Annotated in this window: 22 protein-coding genes and 1 pseudogene; 8 read left to right on the top strand and 15 right to left on the bottom strand. The window is 41.7% G+C overall.

Going from position 1 to position 16,562, the window contains the following annotated elements; translation table 11 throughout:
• Positions 1–171: 171 nt before the first annotated feature.
• A complete protein-coding gene (locus tag VB775_RS24390) occupies positions 172–1,725 on the bottom strand; it encodes a phytoene desaturase family protein (protein ID WP_281009740.1) in 1,554 nt (517 codons plus the stop codon).
• Positions 1,726–1,883: 158 nt separating this feature from the next.
• Between VB775_RS24390 and VB775_RS24395 the strand changes: the two genes are divergently transcribed.
• Both VB775_RS24395 and VB775_RS24400 read left to right on the top strand, forming a co-directional pair.
• Positions 1,884–2,093 carry a hypothetical protein gene (locus VB775_RS24395; protein WP_281009739.1) on the top strand — a complete coding sequence of 70 codons (210 nt, stop codon included), beginning with the start codon at positions 1,884–1,886 and terminating at the stop codon, positions 2,091–2,093.
• A 184-nt stretch (positions 2,094–2,277) separates the two neighbouring features.
• Positions 2,278–2,592 (top strand): sigma 54-interacting transcriptional regulator, encoded by a 315-nt coding sequence (locus VB775_RS24400; RefSeq protein WP_281009738.1) that lies wholly within the window; start codon positions 2,278–2,280, stop codon positions 2,590–2,592.
• Positions 2,593–2,640: 48 nt separating this feature from the next.
• On the opposite strand, the gene VB775_RS24405 is transcribed toward VB775_RS24400, so the two are convergent.
• Both VB775_RS24405 and VB775_RS24410 read right to left on the bottom strand, forming a co-directional pair.
• Positions 2,641–3,531 (bottom strand): damage-control phosphatase ARMT1 family protein, encoded by an 891-nt coding sequence (locus tag VB775_RS24405; RefSeq protein WP_281009737.1) that lies wholly within the window; start codon positions 3,529–3,531, stop codon positions 2,641–2,643.
• A 46-nt stretch (positions 3,532–3,577) separates the two neighbouring features.
• Positions 3,578–3,982: a CsbD family protein gene (locus tag VB775_RS24410; protein WP_281009736.1), complete on the bottom strand. Its 405-nt coding sequence runs from the start codon at positions 3,980–3,982 to the stop codon at positions 3,578–3,580.
• A gap of 322 nt (positions 3,983–4,304) precedes the next feature.
• On the opposite strand from VB775_RS24410, the gene VB775_RS24415 reads away from it, so the two are divergent.
• Positions 4,305–4,427, top strand: coding sequence for a hypothetical protein (locus VB775_RS24415; protein WP_281009735.1), 123 nt, complete (start codon positions 4,305–4,307; stop codon positions 4,425–4,427).
• A gap of 133 nt (positions 4,428–4,560) precedes the next feature.
• Here VB775_RS24415 and VB775_RS24420 read toward each other — a convergent pair whose 3' ends face one another.
• From VB775_RS24420 to VB775_RS24445, 6 genes are all read right to left on the bottom strand, one after another.
• A complete protein-coding gene (locus VB775_RS24420) occupies positions 4,561–4,848 on the bottom strand; it encodes a type II toxin-antitoxin system RelE/ParE family toxin (RefSeq protein WP_281009734.1) in 288 nt (95 codons plus the stop codon).
• Positions 4,849–4,853: 5 nt separating this feature from the next.
• A complete protein-coding gene (locus tag VB775_RS24425) occupies positions 4,854–5,075 on the bottom strand; it encodes a TA system antitoxin ParD family protein (RefSeq protein WP_055076270.1) in 222 nt (73 codons plus the stop codon).
• Positions 5,076–5,146: 71 nt separating this feature from the next.
• Positions 5,147–5,575 carry a type II toxin-antitoxin system VapC family toxin gene (locus VB775_RS24430; protein ID WP_281009733.1) on the bottom strand — a complete coding sequence of 143 codons (429 nt, stop codon included), beginning with the start codon at positions 5,573–5,575 and terminating at the stop codon, positions 5,147–5,149.
• A 2-nt stretch (positions 5,576–5,577) separates the two neighbouring features.
• Positions 5,578–5,790, bottom strand: a complete 213-nt coding sequence (locus tag VB775_RS24435) for a transferase hexapeptide repeat containing protein (RefSeq protein ID WP_281009732.1) — start codon at positions 5,788–5,790, stop codon at positions 5,578–5,580.
• Positions 5,791–5,972: 182 nt separating this feature from the next.
• Positions 5,973–7,373: a pentapeptide repeat-containing protein gene (locus tag VB775_RS24440; protein ID WP_281009731.1), complete on the bottom strand. Its 1,401-nt coding sequence runs from the start codon at positions 7,371–7,373 to the stop codon at positions 5,973–5,975.
• 222 nt (positions 7,374–7,595) lie between these two features.
• Complete coding sequence (locus VB775_RS24445) at positions 7,596–9,257, bottom strand: FAD-dependent oxidoreductase (RefSeq protein WP_281009730.1); 1,662 nt, start codon at positions 9,255–9,257, stop codon at positions 7,596–7,598.
• Positions 9,258–9,632: 375 nt separating this feature from the next.
• Between VB775_RS24445 and VB775_RS24450 the strand changes: the two genes are divergently transcribed.
• The 3 genes from VB775_RS24450 (at position 9,633) to VB775_RS24460 (ending at position 10,752) form a co-directional block, all read left to right on the top strand.
• The gene (locus VB775_RS24450) at positions 9,633–9,974 is read left to right on the top strand and encodes a cupin domain-containing protein (protein ID WP_281009729.1); all 342 of its coding nucleotides are present in this window, start codon (positions 9,633–9,635) and stop codon (positions 9,972–9,974) included.
• 171 nt (positions 9,975–10,145) lie between these two features.
• Entirely contained in the window at positions 10,146–10,364 is a 219-nt protein-coding gene (locus tag VB775_RS24455; protein ID WP_281009728.1) for a hypothetical protein, read from the top strand.
• Positions 10,357–10,752 (top strand): hypothetical protein, encoded by a 396-nt coding sequence (locus VB775_RS24460; RefSeq protein ID WP_281009727.1) that lies wholly within the window; start codon positions 10,357–10,359, stop codon positions 10,750–10,752. Before VB775_RS24455 ends, VB775_RS24460 begins: the two co-directional genes overlap by 8 nt.
• Here the strand turns inward: VB775_RS24460 and VB775_RS24465 are convergent.
• From VB775_RS24465 to VB775_RS24490, 6 genes are all read right to left on the bottom strand, one after another.
• Positions 10,736–10,882 carry a hypothetical protein gene (locus VB775_RS24465; protein ID WP_281009726.1) on the bottom strand — a complete coding sequence of 49 codons (147 nt, stop codon included), beginning with the start codon at positions 10,880–10,882 and terminating at the stop codon, positions 10,736–10,738. The genes VB775_RS24460 and VB775_RS24465 overlap by 17 nt on opposite strands.
• Positions 10,883–11,180: 298 nt before the next feature.
• Positions 11,181–11,798, bottom strand: coding sequence for a class I SAM-dependent methyltransferase (locus VB775_RS24470; RefSeq protein WP_281009725.1), 618 nt, complete (start codon positions 11,796–11,798; stop codon positions 11,181–11,183).
• A 305-nt stretch (positions 11,799–12,103) separates the two neighbouring features.
• A complete protein-coding gene (locus VB775_RS24475) occupies positions 12,104–12,598 on the bottom strand; it encodes a rhodanese-like domain-containing protein (protein WP_281009724.1) in 495 nt (164 codons plus the stop codon).
• A gap of 73 nt (positions 12,599–12,671) precedes the next feature.
• Positions 12,672–13,298, bottom strand: a complete 627-nt coding sequence (locus VB775_RS24480; RefSeq protein ID WP_281009723.1) for a Tll0287-like domain-containing protein — start codon at positions 13,296–13,298, stop codon at positions 12,672–12,674.
• Between the two features lie 41 nt (positions 13,299–13,339).
• Entirely contained in the window at positions 13,340–14,233 is an 894-nt protein-coding gene (locus tag VB775_RS24485; RefSeq protein ID WP_281009722.1) for an alpha/beta fold hydrolase, read from the bottom strand.
• Between the two features lie 46 nt (positions 14,234–14,279).
• Positions 14,280–14,765: a DUF4079 domain-containing protein gene (locus VB775_RS24490; protein ID WP_281009721.1), complete on the bottom strand. Its 486-nt coding sequence runs from the start codon at positions 14,763–14,765 to the stop codon at positions 14,280–14,282.
• Positions 14,766–15,115: 350 nt separating this feature from the next.
• Between VB775_RS24490 and VB775_RS26660 the strand changes: the two are divergent.
• Both VB775_RS26660 and VB775_RS24505 read left to right on the top strand, forming a co-directional pair.
• A pseudogene (locus VB775_RS26660) lies at positions 15,116–15,400 on the top strand (DsbA family oxidoreductase); the annotation flags it as partial.
• 129 nt (positions 15,401–15,529) lie between these two features.
• Positions 15,530–16,228 (top strand): MBL fold metallo-hydrolase, encoded by a 699-nt coding sequence (locus tag VB775_RS24505; protein ID WP_281009720.1) that lies wholly within the window; start codon positions 15,530–15,532, stop codon positions 16,226–16,228.
• The last annotated feature ends 334 nt before the right edge of the window (positions 16,229–16,562 follow it).

Genomic DNA, 16,562 nt, shown 5'->3' on the forward strand with positions numbered 1-16,562 from the left:
GAAGAGATTCCCCTCAATCCCCCTTGTAAAGGGGGAAGAAGATAATGAATGAATGAATTCTCCCCCCTTTACAAGCTACCGTGTACACACAAGTTATCAGCTATAGCATGAGTTACGAAAGATCCCCCTCAATCCCCCTTGTAAAGGGGGAAGAAGAAAATTCTCCCCCCTTTACAAGGGGGGCTGGGGGGGATCTCCTAAAATCAAATCACCAGAAAGTCTTTGATATAACAATGCTCCTGTCCAAATCGTGGGCGCAAACCCCGGATATCCAGATGAAGCATTACAAAAATAGAAATGATGGAGGGAAGTTTCGTGATTTAATCTGCCCAGTCCCATATTACGAGGTGTTAAGCTAGAGCCATAGGAATTACCGTTAGGACACCAACAAAAACGCTCGTTTGTGGTCGGGCTACCCGTAATATGGAAGACCATGTGCTTCCTAAAGTTTGGTACATATTTTTCCTCCACAACATCTAAAATAGAATCAAAAATCTCCTGTTTTTTGTGGTTATAAGCCTTGCGATCGCTTTCCTGTAATTGCTTAAAATAGGCATAATTGGCGACGGTCAAAAATTCCACAATTTGGCAATCCTCTGGGCAGTCTGGGCTTGCATCGGTAAGTAATGTGGGCGTAGTAATGGCAAAACTGGGATTAGAAAAATCATGGCGATCGTACATCTGGGCGAAGGCTTCATTGAGATTTTGATGCCCCGTATGGAAGAGATTCCACTTTCCAAATCCATATTCTCTCAGGTCGATATCTTTGACCACACAATAAGCCATATAGTTAGAAGCCGAATATTCATAATCGAGTTTTCGGCGCACAGTTTTCGAGAATTGGGATTCACCGATCATCTTGGCGGCTTTTTTGGGATCGATATTGCAAATCACCGTATCGCCCGTAAATTCTTCGGTTTGGTGGTTAAGGAGATTCATCGCCTTAACTCCTGTAACTGTTCTATTAATAACGCTAAAATTGATAACTTCATGATTAAGCAATACCTGCCCACCGTGAGATTCGATGACTTTGACCAATGAATTAATCACATGTTCAAAATGCTGTGTTGGATAGAAAGCCCCCGATTGATAGCCTCGGAACAATACCACCCAAGCATAGAAAGACAGCTGATTGGGCGGCAGCAAAAAATCCAGCCATTGCAGAGCGAGTAAAGTTTGAGCAGCTTGAGGTAACTGAAACTTATCAAATACATCTTGAAGTGTACTATTCAGATACTGAACCGTAGAAAACACCTCAAGCGGATGTTTGATTAGTTCCATCGGATTAATTGGCGGCGATAATTTCTTTAAGCCCTCGCCAGTTTTCTCGACTTCATTAATGAACTCAAGGAGGCGATCGCTAGATTCGGGGAAGAGGCTAGATAGTCGCTGGATTAGCTCTTCTGGATCTGAGGGAATATCGATCGCATAGTCAGGGCTTCGCATATGATCAAAGCCTTGCGGGTCATAACGTTCAAAGGTTACTTTATGTTCTAAACCGAGTTTTTTAAGTACGCGATTGACGGTTTGCCCTTCGCCGCAATCCCAAACATAGTGAAATTGAGCGTTAAACTTATATTTTTTTGCCATCGTAAACGTATGCCCAAAGCCACCAGCATGTTCGTGAGCTTCCAGAATTTGGACAGTTTTGCCAGAGTTTGCCATCAGCGCACCAAAGGTCAATGCTGATAAACCACTGCCAACGATCAAATAATCTGTTTTCATCCTAAGCACCCAACAAACTTATGCCATTACCTTGACAGGCACTTGTATTGTTTTCTGAATGACTTGGTTGAATATAATATATAACGCAATCGGAAATCGATAAATTAGGATAACTCAGATAATACCTGAGTTCGTATTTTGGATGGTAATGTGAAACTATGGTTTCTACAATTAATTCGCTTTCCTTATCTGCTTCAGAACATCCATCACTAGGTGCGGGATTAGAGGATTTGCCACAACCCGATCTAGAGGCGGAGGCAGAATGCTGTGACTGGTTAAGGTTTCATCGACTGTGGGGACATCTGCCCGATCGCACTTTGCAAGATATCGCCCGATCACTGCATTTATTTAAAGTGGAAGCAGGTTGATTATCTATCAAGCTAATCAACCTGCGATCGGACTGTATTTGATGAAATGGGGAGCCGTCGAAATTTACCGAACTTCATTAAGCAGTAACATTCTGAACTAGAACATCTCTTCAATACGCTCTTAGCCCAAGACCTCAATGCTTTTAGTACCCGCATTGCCAAGGAACAACAACGTATTCAAGGGTTGCAGTCCTATATTCAGAATGTTCCCAAAGATAAAACAATTATTGGTAACAGTAAGGCAACTCAAAAGTTAAGCGAACAAATCGATTATGCTGCCGCCACCCTGAAGCCCATCATTTTCCAAGGACAAGCAGGAACTGGCAAAACTTTTCTGGCATGGTTAATTTACGATCGCTCTGGTTTAGCGGCTCAACCCTTTGTTGAGCTAGATTGTGCCAAGTTGCCGCGATCGCTTGATGGCAGATTAGATACAGATTTATTGTTTGGGCGCGTTGGTACAAGAGAAGGAATTCTGGAATTATTGGAACGGGGCTAACATTTGTCATTGTTTTTTGTTTATAGGGTACTACATTTTAGTTTTATTTTACTTTCTACATTTCTGCCCTAAATCAAGTTGGGAATGTATAAGCATCTGCATACCAATTGGTTGATTAACAAGATTAGCAATTACCCCACATTTGACCTTAAATAAACAAAAGATATTGCTGGGATTATTATTGAGAGCCTCAAAATTTCCCTGACCTTTAGCAATGATCAAGTCAACCTCAGCAAAGAGGCGGCGAAATTCTTTACTGCAATCATTTAAGAGAGTGCTAGGAGCATCGGAACCATTATTAATTACTTCCACAATTTGATCAATCCCCACTGTATGCGCGTCAATCAGAGTTGCATCATTGAGAACAGGCGCACCGCGCACCACCAACGTCACTCGTTCTGGCGGAACTTGATTGATTATTTGTTCCACTAGAAGTCGGTCAAAAGCTATTTCTCCAGCATTATCCGCTAGATATAAAACTGATTTCGCATTGGCGATCGCCTGTTGAAACCGATCTTCTTCTCCAAAAAATGGTTCCGTTAGAGCTTTACTTAAAGACTCTTGTACATCTGCTTCTGTGAGATTGCCATTACTGCCCATATCAATCACATTGCCTGCGATCGCCAGACGGGCTGCCATCAATAGCGGATTTTTAGCAGCCTTGACCTCAGCCCTGAATTTAGGAATCAATTCCATCGCCATCCGATTTTGCCAGTCTTTTGCCTCATGATAGGGATCAGTCACTCCTGTTAGTTCGCGTAACCGTCGATGGATCAGTTGGGCAATTTCAGGAGGCGATTGGTTTAAATCCATTTCTCCTGTCCAATGCAGAACATCACGGATAATTTGCTCATGGACAGAAGGATCGGGCGAAACTAACCTAGAGGCCTCTAAGGATTGACGCAAAAGGCAGGGAATACAGTCTAAGGATGTCTTCATAGAGTGGTTAGCAATCTAAAATGGATTCATGAAAGGTATAGCAGTTTTAGTGCCAATTTTCACGAATTTGAGATTCTACATCTTCCGTTGATTCACGAGCGCAATCTTCAATTTCACAATTTTGACTATTGGGTTTGTAGTTAGGATTCTCAATACTATTATTGAGTCCTTCTAGGGTTTTAGCCTTAAATTGCATGGCTTTGCCATCAGCTTGTTTTTTTGAATCGCCAGTTATATTGCCGATTTTTTCTTTAATCTTGCCATTGACCTCGTTAATTTTATCTTCTTGCTTCATGGTTGCAATTGGACTTTGGAACTGGTTAATGGAATCTGTGGATGAAATTGCTGCCCAACTAGATGCCGTGCCAAAACCAAGGGAGATAAAAGTTACGAGTATTACTGACAAGCTAATATTGAGAAAAAAGCGACGTAACTGTTGAAGTGAAACCATCTTGCTTGTCTCCTAAAGAATAAATGTAAAAGGCCATATTTGAGCTAATTCAATAAATTACAACGCTTTACACTAAGGTAAAACAAATATTTTTGTTGAATTTAAGAATCTATAGAATAGAGTCTTAACAAAATCTGACCTCTGAAACCCATAGTGACAGGCGATCGCTTGATTTACTGGTTGAATAGGTTGAGTATAATATTAAACTTCATCAAGTCATATATAGCTATATAGTTACTCTAATAAATTACTAGTCAAAACATCACTAGAGAGAGAATCATCATGGCTCAACTCATATGGGAACTCTCTGCGATCGATCATCATGATGCTAGATCATCTCAGTCCATCGGAAGTGACAGCGCTAGAATTAGCGACAGGTGTACCGATCGCCTATGAACTTGATGTTACTGGAGAGGTGATCAGCAAAACAATCCTGAATGACTAGCGATCGCTATTACTATGAGTCGTGATTTTTAGGCGATCGCAACTCTCACTTTTAGTCTTAGCTAGTGCAGGTAAATTCAGTTAGAAAAAACAGTTAAAGCGACAGCAGAAACGTTATAGCAATTTTTATAAATTTAGAAATTTTTATATTTTTTGATGTCACGATAAAAGTTTTCATGAACTCCGAGGGAGATTAAAGTTCTCGTTTTTGCATCCCATTGATACGCAAGGAGATTTTCTCGATCAACCATTCTAAATTTATAAACCCAGACATCGGCTAAATCACCCTTTTTTTGTTCCCTAATTTCGGGGTTTTTGATAATTTCTCTTACCGCATTATCAAGATCTTTGATTTGATTTTTCTTTAACTTTTTCTTGATTTTTGAAAATAAGGGCGTTTGAAAAACTTGAATCTCACCCATCGGATTTATTCACTAAACTCATAGGGTGTTAATTCTGAATTCTTAGCTTGCTCACGACTAATCAATATTGCTTGAACAAAGCTAAACGAAAGCTCTGGATTGTCTTCAAGGATTTTGCCCATTGCTGCCCAATATTCAATTTGACCCGCAACTGAGCGATGCATCGCTTTAGATCGACTTTTTGCTTCTTGGGCTAAATGCTCAGAAATTCTGATTGCGATAGACATGGTAAAACCTCAATCAAGTTGGTTGCAATATACATCAAATTGTTGCATATTGCAACAGAGTCTCTTCTGCGTTACACCGTCCAATCTTCGGTTATTAAACTCGGAACTTTACTGAAGTCCCCAGTATTTCGGGTAAGTAATACCAAGTTGTTAGAAATGGCGATCGCTGCAATTCTCAAGTCCATTGTAGATACGCGAACTTTTTGACTTCTCATCTCATCAAATATGGCGATCGCTTTAGCATCAAATGGTAAAACTGGAGCCTTTGCAAAACTGTTGAGAGTTTCTAACAACAGCGTATATCCACGAGCTATATCTGTATTTGTTTGGGCGCGATTGATGAAGCTGTGAGCGCCAATTACTTGCTCATGAAAACTAATAACTGATAAGGCAAAGTCGGAGAGCGAATGTTGTGACATCCGCAAAGTTAATCGAATAAACTCTGAACTGGAACGGCGCTGTAGAAAGCTGATGTGGTCGGTATCGAGCAAATATTTCACGATTATTTGTCAGCGTCATCAATAGGTTTGTCAGACTGCCGAAATGCACGTCCATATTCTAGGGCTTCAAGAAAAGCTGAGTCGTCAGAGATTGAACCTATGAGGTTTTCGAGCCAGTTGTCGGAGCTAGGCTGACTTTCAAATTTATGTTGAAGATCGAAAACTACTTGTTCAAGGGTTATCAAGCGTTGCTCAAGTGTTGCTGTGTCTAGCATGGCTGCTCCTAGATTGAAAGTTGTTACTCAGTAGTCTAGCTAAAAAATTGTAACTGTGTTTAAGTCAGTGTCAATACGAACAAAAATAAGGTGCGTTGCACTTTATTAACACACGCGACAAGATCGGCGATCGCTATTACTGTGAGTCGTGATTATTAGGCGATCAAAAGAGACAAAACTAGCTACTGGTTTATTTGCTTTTGCGAGATAGATTTATCAAGTTCGGCTCGGACTGTATCAGAAAATAAGGCGGATTCCCAACCCTTCGCTGATTTAATTTGTTGAATATCTATAATGGCTCCGATCAGATCGACATCACTGAGATCGGCATAACTAAGATCGGCTCCGCTGAGATTGGCTTTGCTAAATTTGGCTCCGTTAAGAAAGGCTCTGCTAAGATTGGCTCCGCTGAGATTGGCTTTGCTGAAGTTGGCTCCTTTAAGAAAAGCTCCGCTAAGATAGGCATCGCTGAGATTGGCATCGCTGAGATTGGCTCTCATAAGATCGCATCCAATGAGTTCGGCTCCAATGAGTTGGGTTCCGATGAGTTGAGCATCGCTGAGGTTGGCTACGTCTAGTTGGGCTTTGTTGAGATTGGCATCGCTGAGGTCAGTTTTGCTGAGGTTAGCTAAGCTAAGCTTAGCTTTCTTGAAGTTAGTCATACTGAGGTTGGCTCCTCTGAGGTTAGCTCCAAAGAGTTGAGCTTTGCTGAAGTTGGCTCCGCTGAAGTTAACTCCGCTAAGTTGGGCATTGCTGAGGTTGGCTTCTTTCCAATTAGAAGATGAGAGGTCTAATTTTAGATGAATTAAAAGCCCAGAATCACCTAAAAAAGATAGAACACTGGATTTACGGGGCATATCTTGCTCAAAAGCTCTAAATAGCGACAACGTTTTAGCTTTCACAACATTCAATGCAGCATCAGCATCTATCTCTGCTTGTTTTGTGTCGCCTACTTCTAGTTCACTTACGTTATCAATATCATCAGTTGACGTATTGAGTTGATAGAGTAAAACTGCACCTAATTTTTTGTCAACCAACAATACTGATAATTGATCGTAGTAAGATTGTAGCGCTTGTTCCCTTTGTTGTTCAGCATCTCGCTTTGCTTGTTCCTGTTGCCTAGCTAGCTCGCGTTTTTTATCAGCATCCTCTTTATCTCGTTTAGCTTTCTCCTGCGAGGATTGAAACCAAAAACCTAGACCCGCTAACGTAGCAGGAGCCAATAACAAACTCATCAAATCCCACAAAGTCTTTGCTGGTTGTAGACGATTTGTGGTTTTTGTTGTCTTTATCGTTTGCTTATTACTTGGGGTTTCTTTAGCTGTTTCTGTTACCGTCAAAACATCTTGATCGTAGCTTTCGCCAAAACCAGTCCAGTCATACGCAGTCATTGGTAGCTGAAAAGGGTTGCTTTCAACCTTAAAAAAAAGAAATCGTCCACCAATACCAACAATAGCAATGATAATAACAATCCAGACGAATTTACCTAACCAAAGTCTTTGCTTAGACGGAGGCTCTTTGGGTGTAGATGTCTTCAAATTAAAGTTTTCTAGAAATGGAAAAAGTCGAGATAATTTAGACATTAAGTTACCACACTCACAAGTCTCTTAGTTTAATAATTCTCGCGTAACCAAAAACAAATGAGTTATTAAACTTTATTTTGTAAATATATAAAAGGAAAACCCAGAAAAACTTTACTTTTGATGGGTTTATGCCATTAAATGAGGTATTTCAAGGAACTAATATTCCTGTGAGTCGTGATTTTTAGGCGATCGCCTATACACTCGCAAAGTCTTCCAACACTCTCAAAAAGCTTGCTTAACTGCTTGGAACGTTTTAAAACCACCACTCAAGTTATAAGCCTTAAATCCATTTAAACTCAGAATCCTCGTGGCGTAATAACCTCGCTGTCCGACCTGACAATAAACCCAAATCTCCTGCTCTGGATTTAGCTCATTTAAGCGATCGCGTAACTGCGGTAACGGTATATTTACCGCTCCTTGCACATTCCCTGCCTCAAACTCATCAACATTGCGAACATCAAGCAGCAATCTACCATCAAGATTTGAGAGTTGCTCCCAATGTACCAAAGTCGCATCACCTCTAAGAACATTCGCCGCGATCATTCCTGCCATATTTACAGGATCTTTCGCCGAGCCAAATTGGGGTGCATAGCATAACTCCGCTTCTTCGAGATCGAATACGGTCGCGCCCATCTGCATAGCGATCGCGATCGCATCAATGCGTTTTTCCACACCCTCTTCTCCCACCGCCTGCGCTCCCAAAATTCGCCCATCCTCCTTTGAGAATAGAAGTTTTAAATCAATCGGTTTCGCGTCGGGATAATATCCAGCATGGTGAATTGGATGGAGATAGACCTTCTCGTATTCCCAGTCTAATCGTTTCAGAGTCTTCTCATTGACTCCTGTAGATGCGATCGTCAAGCCGAATGCACCACAAACTGAAGTTCCCTGTACGCCGCGAAAGGTACTAGGACAAGCTTCGCAAATCACATCCGCCGCAATTCGTCCTTGACGATTCGCAGGACCCGCTAAGGGAATTAATGTCCACTCACCCGTAACAAAGTCTTTAACTTCGACTGCATCTCCCACCGCCCAAATTTTCGGATCGCTAGTCTGCATACACTCATTGACACGAATACCGCCGCGATCGCCAATTTCTAACCCTGCGGCTTTTGCCAATGCTGTCTCTGGACGTACACCGATGCCCAGAATAACGATTTCGGCGGTATGCGTTGCCCCCGATTTTGTGGTGACAGCGATGCCATGATCATTGCGTTCAAATTTGCTAACGCTATCGCCTAACACCAAATTGACATGGTGCGATCGCATTGTTTCCTGTACCGAAACCACCATCTCAGGATCGAGGGGTGACATTACCTGTGATTGCGATTCAATCAGAGTTACCTCAATCCCGCGATTAACTAGATTCTCAGCCATTTCTAAGCCAATAAATCCGCCACCGACGACCACCGCTCGTTTTGCTTGATGCTCGTCAATCCATGCCCGAATCTGGCGACTATCGGGAATCGTTCGCACCACAAAGATTCCTGTTAAATCTATTCCTGCTAAAGGGGGAATGATCGGAGCTGCACCAGTGGCTAAGACCAGCGCATCATAGGATTCCTGATAGATAGCACCTGTTTGACGATTTTTAACAGTAATCTGCATCGCTTCGCGATTGATCGCCATTACTTCATTTTCTAAGCGCACATCAATCTTAAAGCGATCGCGAAATAGGGCAACATTGGCAACCAGCAACTTTTTCTCATCGGTAATCACATCACCAATGTAGTAGGGCAATCCACAGTTGGCAAAGGATACAAACGAACCTTGCTCAAAAACAATGATTTCGGCAGTCTCTGATAGCCGCCGCGATCGCGCTGCACAGGATGCTCCTCCCGCGTTACCACCGATAATTAGAATACGTTTTTGGTCTACGCTCATGGTTCAATTCCTTTGATTTTGCGGAAGCCTTGGAGACAGGCTTTACGGTGAACAAAAGTAAATATTCTTTTGCAATCTATTTGTTGCATTTAGATAATTATATCGTTATATAGCGAGATACTATACTTTTAGATATAAATTGAAATACTTCCATTATTTAAAGAGATAGTTGAGGTTATAAGCACTGGCAACTAATCTTTCAATTAAGTTTTATATCTTACTCAACCATTTCACTGATTAAATCAAGTGATCGCCTGTCATGGTTCAAAGTGTCATCTGAAAACGTGCTCAGACCTGCTGCTTAAGTTTACATTAGACATCCACCGATCTCCAAAATTGCCTTTCCATAATTTACCCACACAGAGAAATAATCCCATGACCATAATGAACCCAGAGAATACAGCTATTCATTGGAAAGAAGTAATTGAGTATGCTTCAACAGGAATTAAGAGTAAGATTTTATTAGAAGATGGAAACTGTCGATATACTTTGATGTCGCTATCTTTGGGAAAAGCGATCGCTGAACATACCAACCCTCGCAATGCCACAGTGAACGTCATCGAAGGGCAAGGAATATTTAACCTAGTAGGTAAGGAGATTGTTATGGAGTCTGGAGTATTTATTTTTATTCCTGCTAATACTCCCCATGCCATTCAATCGTCAACCGAACTTACATTTTTGCTAACTCTTTCAGAACAGAAAGAGAATACTAAGTAAATACCCGTGGCGATCGCCATTACCATGAGTCGTAATTTCTAGGCGATCGCTTTTACTGTGAGCCGTGATTTATGGGGTGATCGCATTAACGATATATTCTCTATAGGTTTACTGTAGGCGATCGCTTATGATAAATACATTATTGTAAGTATAGGTTTTGGAGTTTAAAATATGTCTCTCGCTGAATTACTTCCATTGGTGAACAATTTGAGCCAGCTAGATAAATTGTCACTCTTCAAAATTCTAGCCACACAAGTCCCAGATGCTGAGTTACAAGTTATCTTTTCTGCATCAGAGTATCCAGTTTCCTCGCCATATGACTCAATAGAAGCTGCAAATATTCTAATGCAGATGATTCGAGATGACCAACAGGTATCTACTCATGCGTAGTACGTTCGAGTTTCCCTTTTCTGACGATGAAGCATTACCCACGATTCCGATCACTTTGAGTTCTGTAAACTTTTCTGTCTCCGCAAATGCATTGTTAGATAGTGGCTCTACCGTTAATCTGTTACCTTATGACATTGGGCTACGATTGGGGGCGATTTGGGAGGAACAGACTGTGCGCTTACCATTAGCTGGAAATCTTGCAAAGGTTGAAGCAAGGGGTTTATTTGTAGATGTTCAAATTGGGAGTCTGGAACCAGTTCGCCTAGCATTTGCTTGGGCGCAAGCTGCTCATGTGCCACTAATCCTTGGGCAAACAAACTTTTTTCGAGAATTTGATGTCTGTTTTCAGCGATCGCGACAAATAATTGAAATTACTCGTTTCCACTAAACACATTGTTGAATTTAATGCTAAAAATCACGAAAAGCCGATCGCCATCACCATAATTCATAATATCTAGCCGATCGCCCCAACAATCTATCTTCACAAAAGCGATCGCTATTACCATAATTCGCAACATCTAGCCGATCGCCTCAACAATCTATCTACTAAAGGCGATCGCTACTACCATGAGTCATGATTTCTAGGCGATCGCCCCAACAATCTATCTCCTGAAGGCAATCGCTATTACCGTGAGTCGTGATTTCTAGGCGATCTTCCTACTTATCGCTTACGTGAAAATACAGTAGAACATGTCCAAGTTTTACAGGGACTTAAACAAATTGGGTGTTATATTGGCGATTTGAGGAGTTAGGTAAACATTACAGCGCAAAGTACTGTAAAGCTGGGAGCGAAAAGAACAATGCTGTAATGCTCTGTTAAATTTTTTTTACAAAGTGACAAAACACAAATTTTTGCGTTGTGCCAAAAGGCGTATTGTGATTTTCTTTTAATTGCTCTTTAAGAAAGAAATTCTCACCGAACTCAGCTTGCATATTTTCTGCGGAATAGCGCATCACAGGTAAGCCACTACATTGAGTTGGACCATCTTCTGAAAATGTAGAAATAATAATATGACCATTTGGCTTGACAGAATGTAATACATTTTTAATGTAAGCTTCACGATCTTCCAGATTTGTTAAAAAATGAAAGACTGCACGGTCATGCCACACTTCAAATTGATGCTTAGAAAATTTTACTTCCGTTACATCACCCTCATGCCATTGGACATTTACTGAATTTGAGCCAATTCTTTTTTTAGCGATTTCAAGAGCTGCGCCCGAAAGATCAAGAACAGATAGATGTGAATAGCAATTTAGGAGAAGGTCATCTACAAGGGTTGAAGCTCCACCACCCACATCAATAATTGGAGCGCTTTTCTCTAAATTTAAATTTTTTATAAATTTTAAAGAGGTTTCAGCATGTTCCTGAAACCAACTAACAGAATCCGAGGCTTTTGTAGAGTAAACCGTTTCCCAATGTTCTTTGCTATGCATAATTCTTCCTAATTGCGTCAGTCTAATGGCTTAATTGAAGATCAAGAGAACTCTTGGTCTCAACCAAAATACCATACCTTTGTCCGCCCCAATGATGGGTTATCCCCTCATCGTTTAATTATTATTTATCTTAGCGATCACGATCATAATGAATCATGATCTAATCTCCCTAAACCCTGAAATTATGATTGACTTTGAAAGAATTCTATCTTCTTGTTCCTTCAAAATATGAGCTAGTTACTCAAATGTCCGTCTTCCATATGAACGATGCGATCGTGCCGATGATACTATCGTTACTAGAATAATTAAGTCTTAGCGATCGCCCCACCAGCTTGTTTCCAACCTGAAAGACTCGGCGGAAAGCCCTTCACATTGTCATAATTGAGCAAATGTAAGGTCATCACACCCATCGAAGAGCGATAACCCGTAGAACAGTATAAAATCACAGGGCGATCGCTAGGAATTTTGCTTAAATTGCGCGATATTGTCCGCAGTGGAATGTTAATGGCATTCGGGATATGTCCCAATTGATATTCTGATGGTTCGCGGACATCCACTAATAGGGCTTGACGATCTGCCATCAAACTTTTCAACTCTTCGACATCAGCGATCGTGTAGTATCCCGATGGAATTGCCATGAGATATTTATCCAAAGATATTTCCAGTCGCGGATATCCTTCGATACTCGACAGCAGATTAGGTATATCGATTGGTTCTGAGGCGATCGCGTTGGGTTGAAGGCTCAACAAAAGACAGAATGATAAAATGATGCCGAGTAGTAGAGATGGAATTGACTTCATAGGATTTTTTCTAACAGTAGGAATAAATAAAAAGGAAAAGCGGCGCAATGCACCGCCTTTCCTTTCTCAAAAACTAAGGAGTAACAGAATCTTGAATTGCTTTTTTCATTTCATCGGGAATGAATACGGCATACATACCGCGCAAGTCGCCAACTTTGAAGTTATACGCCAAGTCTTGAGGATAGCCTTTCTGCACAAACTGCGGACGCTGATCCTTTGCGCCATGACAGACTAAACAACTTGCTTCCACATCGATACGGCGATAGTAGCGCGTTCCTGCCTGCTGATTAATGGTTTCCCGATCCCAAATTCCCACTAACTCATGGTCTTGCTCAAACTTTGCCAATGCCATCTTGTCATGGAGATTTTCAGGAGCATGGGCAGGATTGCGATACTTAGTTGCGATTTGCTTCACCTGCCAACCATTTTCTTTGCTGAGTTGCATGGCTTGCATTCCCACAGGACGACAGACTTCTTTCATCGTTTGTTGGGTTGGTTCTTCAGTGCTTCCTTCTAGACTCGAAGCCAAGCCTGTCCGCATTGCGTCTAGAGATTCAATTTCCTGAACAGCATGAACTAATTCTTCAGGATGGGGAATAATTGGAACAGCTATGGCGATCGCAGGACTCCATGCGAACGCAAACAAACTGATCCCAACTACTAGAAAGAGATTGAGAATGAACTGATATGATTTTTGCATGATCTACTCCTGAATCTCTTTATAAAAATCTACTTAAAAATCTACTCAAGCAATGGCAAAATCTGGCGAATTAGTCCAGTCATCACCGCAGGTTGCTCTAGCTGTGGGGTAAATCCCACATCATCCAAATAATAAAAACGCCGAATGACTTCAGGATTCATCGCTGCAAGCTGACGACCGACATTAGGGTTGGTGAACTGAGAACCCCTGCCCCAAATCATGGCGGTAGGAACCGTCAATTTTGTGATGTACTGAGACAAATCAAAGCACAAATCACCGCGAACAAATGAGAGTGCTGCGTATTCTGCATTCTCACGCTGAGCCGATTCCAGATAAGCTTCAACAATTTCAGGGTAAACTAGCGCGGCATTGGCAAACTGGCGCTGTTCCAAAAAGCTACGGATGCCAAAACTGTTTGCCACACCCGTACCGTAGAGCAGTTGATTGAGAAAAGGAGCATTCACTGCCTGAGCGAACTGAGCAAAACCACTACGGCGATAGTCTTGCCCAAACTCACCTAAACCAGAGGCTGTTGTAACAATTAATGACTTAAATAACTCTGGACGATCAATCGCTGCACGAATTGTGAACGCTGCTGTCAATGACGAGGCGATTACAGTTGTGGGAACGGAACAGGTCTGCTCCATAAATTCGATGATCGTGTCGATGTAATCTTCGGCTTTGTAGCTGCGATCGGGATGATCCGATCGCCCCCAACCAATCAAATCGGGAGCCAAGACTTGATAGTCTGCGGCAAAAGCTGGATATACTTTTGACCATTCGTAGGCGGAGGAACCACCGCCAAAACCGTGCAGAAAGACTAATGCTTCTGTAGGATTATGTTCATTCCATGGTTCTCCTTGAGCCGTGTAATAAACCATCTTGCCAAGTTTGGTTAAGACAGAACGTTTGTTAAAACCACGAGGTATAAACATTGATTTCTTATTGGTATTGCTTTGAATAGATTGCTTTAGAAACCGATTAACCAGCAACAGGTGCATTCATGGAAGCCAAAATCTTCTGGACAATTTGGATACCAGTCAGGGCTTGCCAACCAAATAGACCCATCACTACCATATTAATCGCCACATGAACGCTACGAACCCAGTTATGCTTCTGCATAAAGGGAACTAACGATGCTGAAACCGCGATCGCGCCTACCATTCCTAAACCAGCAAACAAATGGGCGTTAATGAAAATCTTGCCACTACTTATATATGTCGCTACAATTCCACCGATTGCTCCCAATACCATTATGGCTAGCACGATAGAACCAATTTGGTGATGACGAATTGCGAATTTACCTTTGATCATTTCTTTCTTAACATCGCCTTCTACTAGTCTGGTGCGACGAACTTGCACTCCCAGATACATCGCATAGATAGTAATACCTAGCAATACCCACATCATAATGGGATGGAAAAAGCTGAGATAGGGTTTAAGTACCGATAAGGTTTCTGAATTCATGACGAGTATCTCCAAGGCGATCGCATATAAAATGAGTGAATATCTTTTCTACTTCCTATCCATAAAACAAAGTTAGAAAATCAGTAAAAATCTATACTTAAGTCCAACGTGTGCAAAAGTAGATGGGAACAAAAATAAGCGTGACATCCTGACGTATAACATCCTGTATAAGTTACAGGAATTTGTACTGAAATCATATAGTTCTTTACGATGGAACGATTAACTACTCATGACTTATGGATTGCCGATATTCTCGAAGGGATTGAAGCTGACATCGCTCAAGTTTCCGCAGATGGAGCCTATGACCATCGTCATTGTTATGACGAGATTGCCCAACATGGCGCTAAAGCTTTGAAGATGTTGCCGATGTCAGCGATCGCCAAGTGCAGTTCCAAATTGCTCATAAACTTGGCATCTCAATTACTGAACTACAAGCCCAAATCGACAGTGGCGAAGCCTATGCGTTGCTATCGCGAGATTTTGAGTTGATTCGCGAACATACAATATCGGTAAGTCCGACATTAATTTTTAATGAAGGAAGACAGCGCTTAAATGGGAATGTCGGCTATCGGGTAATCGAGGCAAATATTCGTGAGTTATTGAATAATCCTGAAGATGAGCAGTCTTGGTGTTAAATGATCGCCTCTACTTGCAGGGATGAACCCTATAGCAATAGTTTGCAATAGCTTGTTTAGAGCTTGACACAATATATCACCATATAGTAATATATTAGGAAAGTTTTAAAAATTCGAGAATTTACTGCCATGCTATTTCGCCAGTTATTCGATCAAGAGACAGGAACCTATACTTATCTGATTGCCGATTCAGCTACAAAGGAAGCAGTCCTAGTCGATCCAGTTTTAGAACAGGTTGAGCGCGATCTTAAACTCTTGCGAGAGTTGGGCTTGACCCTCAAATTTTGTTTGGAAACCCATATTCATGCTGACCACATCACAGGTACGGGCAAATTACGCGAACTAACAGGCTGTGAAGGTATTGTCCCTGAAAATGCCCATGCGGCCTGTGCTAATCGCTTTGTAAAACACGAAGAAGTTTTGAATGTGGGCGAAATTAAAATTCAGGCGATCGCCACATCTGGGCATACCGACAGCCACATGTCTTTCTTGATTGATGGCACACATTTATTAACAGGTGATGCCCTTCTAATTCGCGGTTGCGGACGCACCGACTTCCAAAGTGGCGATGCGGGTACTTTGTACGATCATGTCACCCAAAGGTTGTTTACGCTGCCCGATACTACCTTCGTTTACCCTGGACATGACTATCGCGGCAATTTGGTATCCACCATCGGCGAAGAGAAACAATGGAATCCTCGTTTTGTAGGACGCGATCGCGCTCAATTTATTGAATTTATGGGCAGTCTCAATTTGCCAAATCCCAAAAAGATCGCTGAGGCAGTACCCGCCAATGAGCGTTGTGGTAAGGTTGCGCTTGCGGTTTAATTAATAAGGTTTAGATCCCCCCCAGCCCCCCTTACAAAAGGGGGGAGAATAAATTAAATTATCTTCTTCCCCCTTTACAAGGGGGATTGAGGGGGATCTCTTAGAGTTTTTGACCTTAGAAACTAATTCTTAAATGCTTTCTTAGATCCCCCCCAGCCCCCCTTACAAAAGGGGGGAGAATAAATTAAATTATCTTCTTCCCCCTTCACAAGGGGGATTGAGGGGGATCTCTTAGAGTTTTTGACCTTAGAAACTAATTCTTAAATGCTTTCTTAGATCCCCCCCAGCCCCCCTTACAAAAGGGGGGAGAATAAATTAAATTATCTTCTTCCCC

The sequence above is a fragment of the Pseudanabaena sp. CCNP1317 genome, from assembly GCF_034931345.1.
In the GTDB taxonomy this organism is placed as follows: Bacteria; Cyanobacteriota; Cyanobacteriia; order Pseudanabaenales; family Pseudanabaenaceae; genus Pseudanabaena; species Pseudanabaena galeata.

Bases quoted from the DNA above. Each gene is read 5' to 3' on its own strand.
- VB775_RS24490 (WP_281009721.1), bottom strand. From the start codon at position 14,765: ATGAATTCAGAAACCTTATCGGTACTTAAACCCTATCTCAGCTTTTTC.
- VB775_RS24470 (WP_281009725.1), bottom strand. From the start codon at position 11,798: ATGCATAGCAAAGAACATTGGGAAACGGTTTACTCTACAAAAGCCTCG.
- VB775_RS24420 (WP_281009734.1), bottom strand. From the start codon at position 4,848: ATGGGTGAGATTCAAGTTTTTCAAACGCCCTTATTTTCAAAAATCAAG.
- VB775_RS24475 (WP_281009724.1), bottom strand. From the start codon at position 12,598: ATGAAGTCAATTCCATCTCTACTACTCGGCATCATTTTATCATTCTGT.
- VB775_RS24415 (WP_281009735.1), top strand. From the start codon at position 4,305: ATGATGCTAGATCATCTCAGTCCATCGGAAGTGACAGCGCTAGAATTA.
- VB775_RS24505 (WP_281009720.1), top strand. From the start codon at position 15,530: ATGCTATTTCGCCAGTTATTCGATCAAGAGACAGGAACCTATACTTAT.
- VB775_RS24450 (WP_281009729.1), top strand. From the start codon at position 9,633: ATGACCATAATGAACCCAGAGAATACAGCTATTCATTGGAAAGAAGTA.
- VB775_RS24435 (WP_281009732.1), bottom strand. From the start codon at position 5,790: ATGCTAGACACAGCAACACTTGAGCAACGCTTGATAACCCTTGAACAA.
- VB775_RS24460 (WP_281009727.1), top strand. From the start codon at position 10,357: ATGCGTAGTACGTTCGAGTTTCCCTTTTCTGACGATGAAGCATTACCC.
- VB775_RS24485 (WP_281009722.1), bottom strand. From the start codon at position 14,233: ATGTTTATACCTCGTGGTTTTAACAAACGTTCTGTCTTAACCAAACTT.
- VB775_RS24395 (WP_281009739.1), top strand. From the start codon at position 1,884: ATGGTTTCTACAATTAATTCGCTTTCCTTATCTGCTTCAGAACATCCA.
- VB775_RS24455 (WP_281009728.1), top strand. From the start codon at position 10,146: ATGTCTCTCGCTGAATTACTTCCATTGGTGAACAATTTGAGCCAGCTA.
- VB775_RS24480 (WP_281009723.1), bottom strand. From the start codon at position 13,298: ATGCAAAAATCATATCAGTTCATTCTCAATCTCTTTCTAGTAGTTGGG.
- VB775_RS24425 (WP_055076270.1), bottom strand. From the start codon at position 5,075: ATGTCTATCGCAATCAGAATTTCTGAGCATTTAGCCCAAGAAGCAAAA.
- VB775_RS24440 (WP_281009731.1), bottom strand. From the start codon at position 7,373: ATGTCTAAATTATCTCGACTTTTTCCATTTCTAGAAAACTTTAATTTG.
- VB775_RS24445 (WP_281009730.1), bottom strand. From the start codon at position 9,257: ATGAGCGTAGACCAAAAACGTATTCTAATTATCGGTGGTAACGCGGGA.
- VB775_RS24405 (WP_281009737.1), bottom strand. From the start codon at position 3,531: ATGAAGACATCCTTAGACTGTATTCCCTGCCTTTTGCGTCAATCCTTA.
- VB775_RS24465 (WP_281009726.1), bottom strand. From the start codon at position 10,882: ATGTTGCGAATTATGGTAATAGCGATCGCTTTTGTGAAGATAGATTGT.
- VB775_RS24390 (WP_281009740.1), bottom strand. From the start codon at position 1,725: ATGAAAACAGATTATTTGATCGTTGGCAGTGGTTTATCAGCATTGACC.
- VB775_RS24410 (WP_281009736.1), bottom strand. From the start codon at position 3,982: ATGGTTTCACTTCAACAGTTACGTCGCTTTTTTCTCAATATTAGCTTG.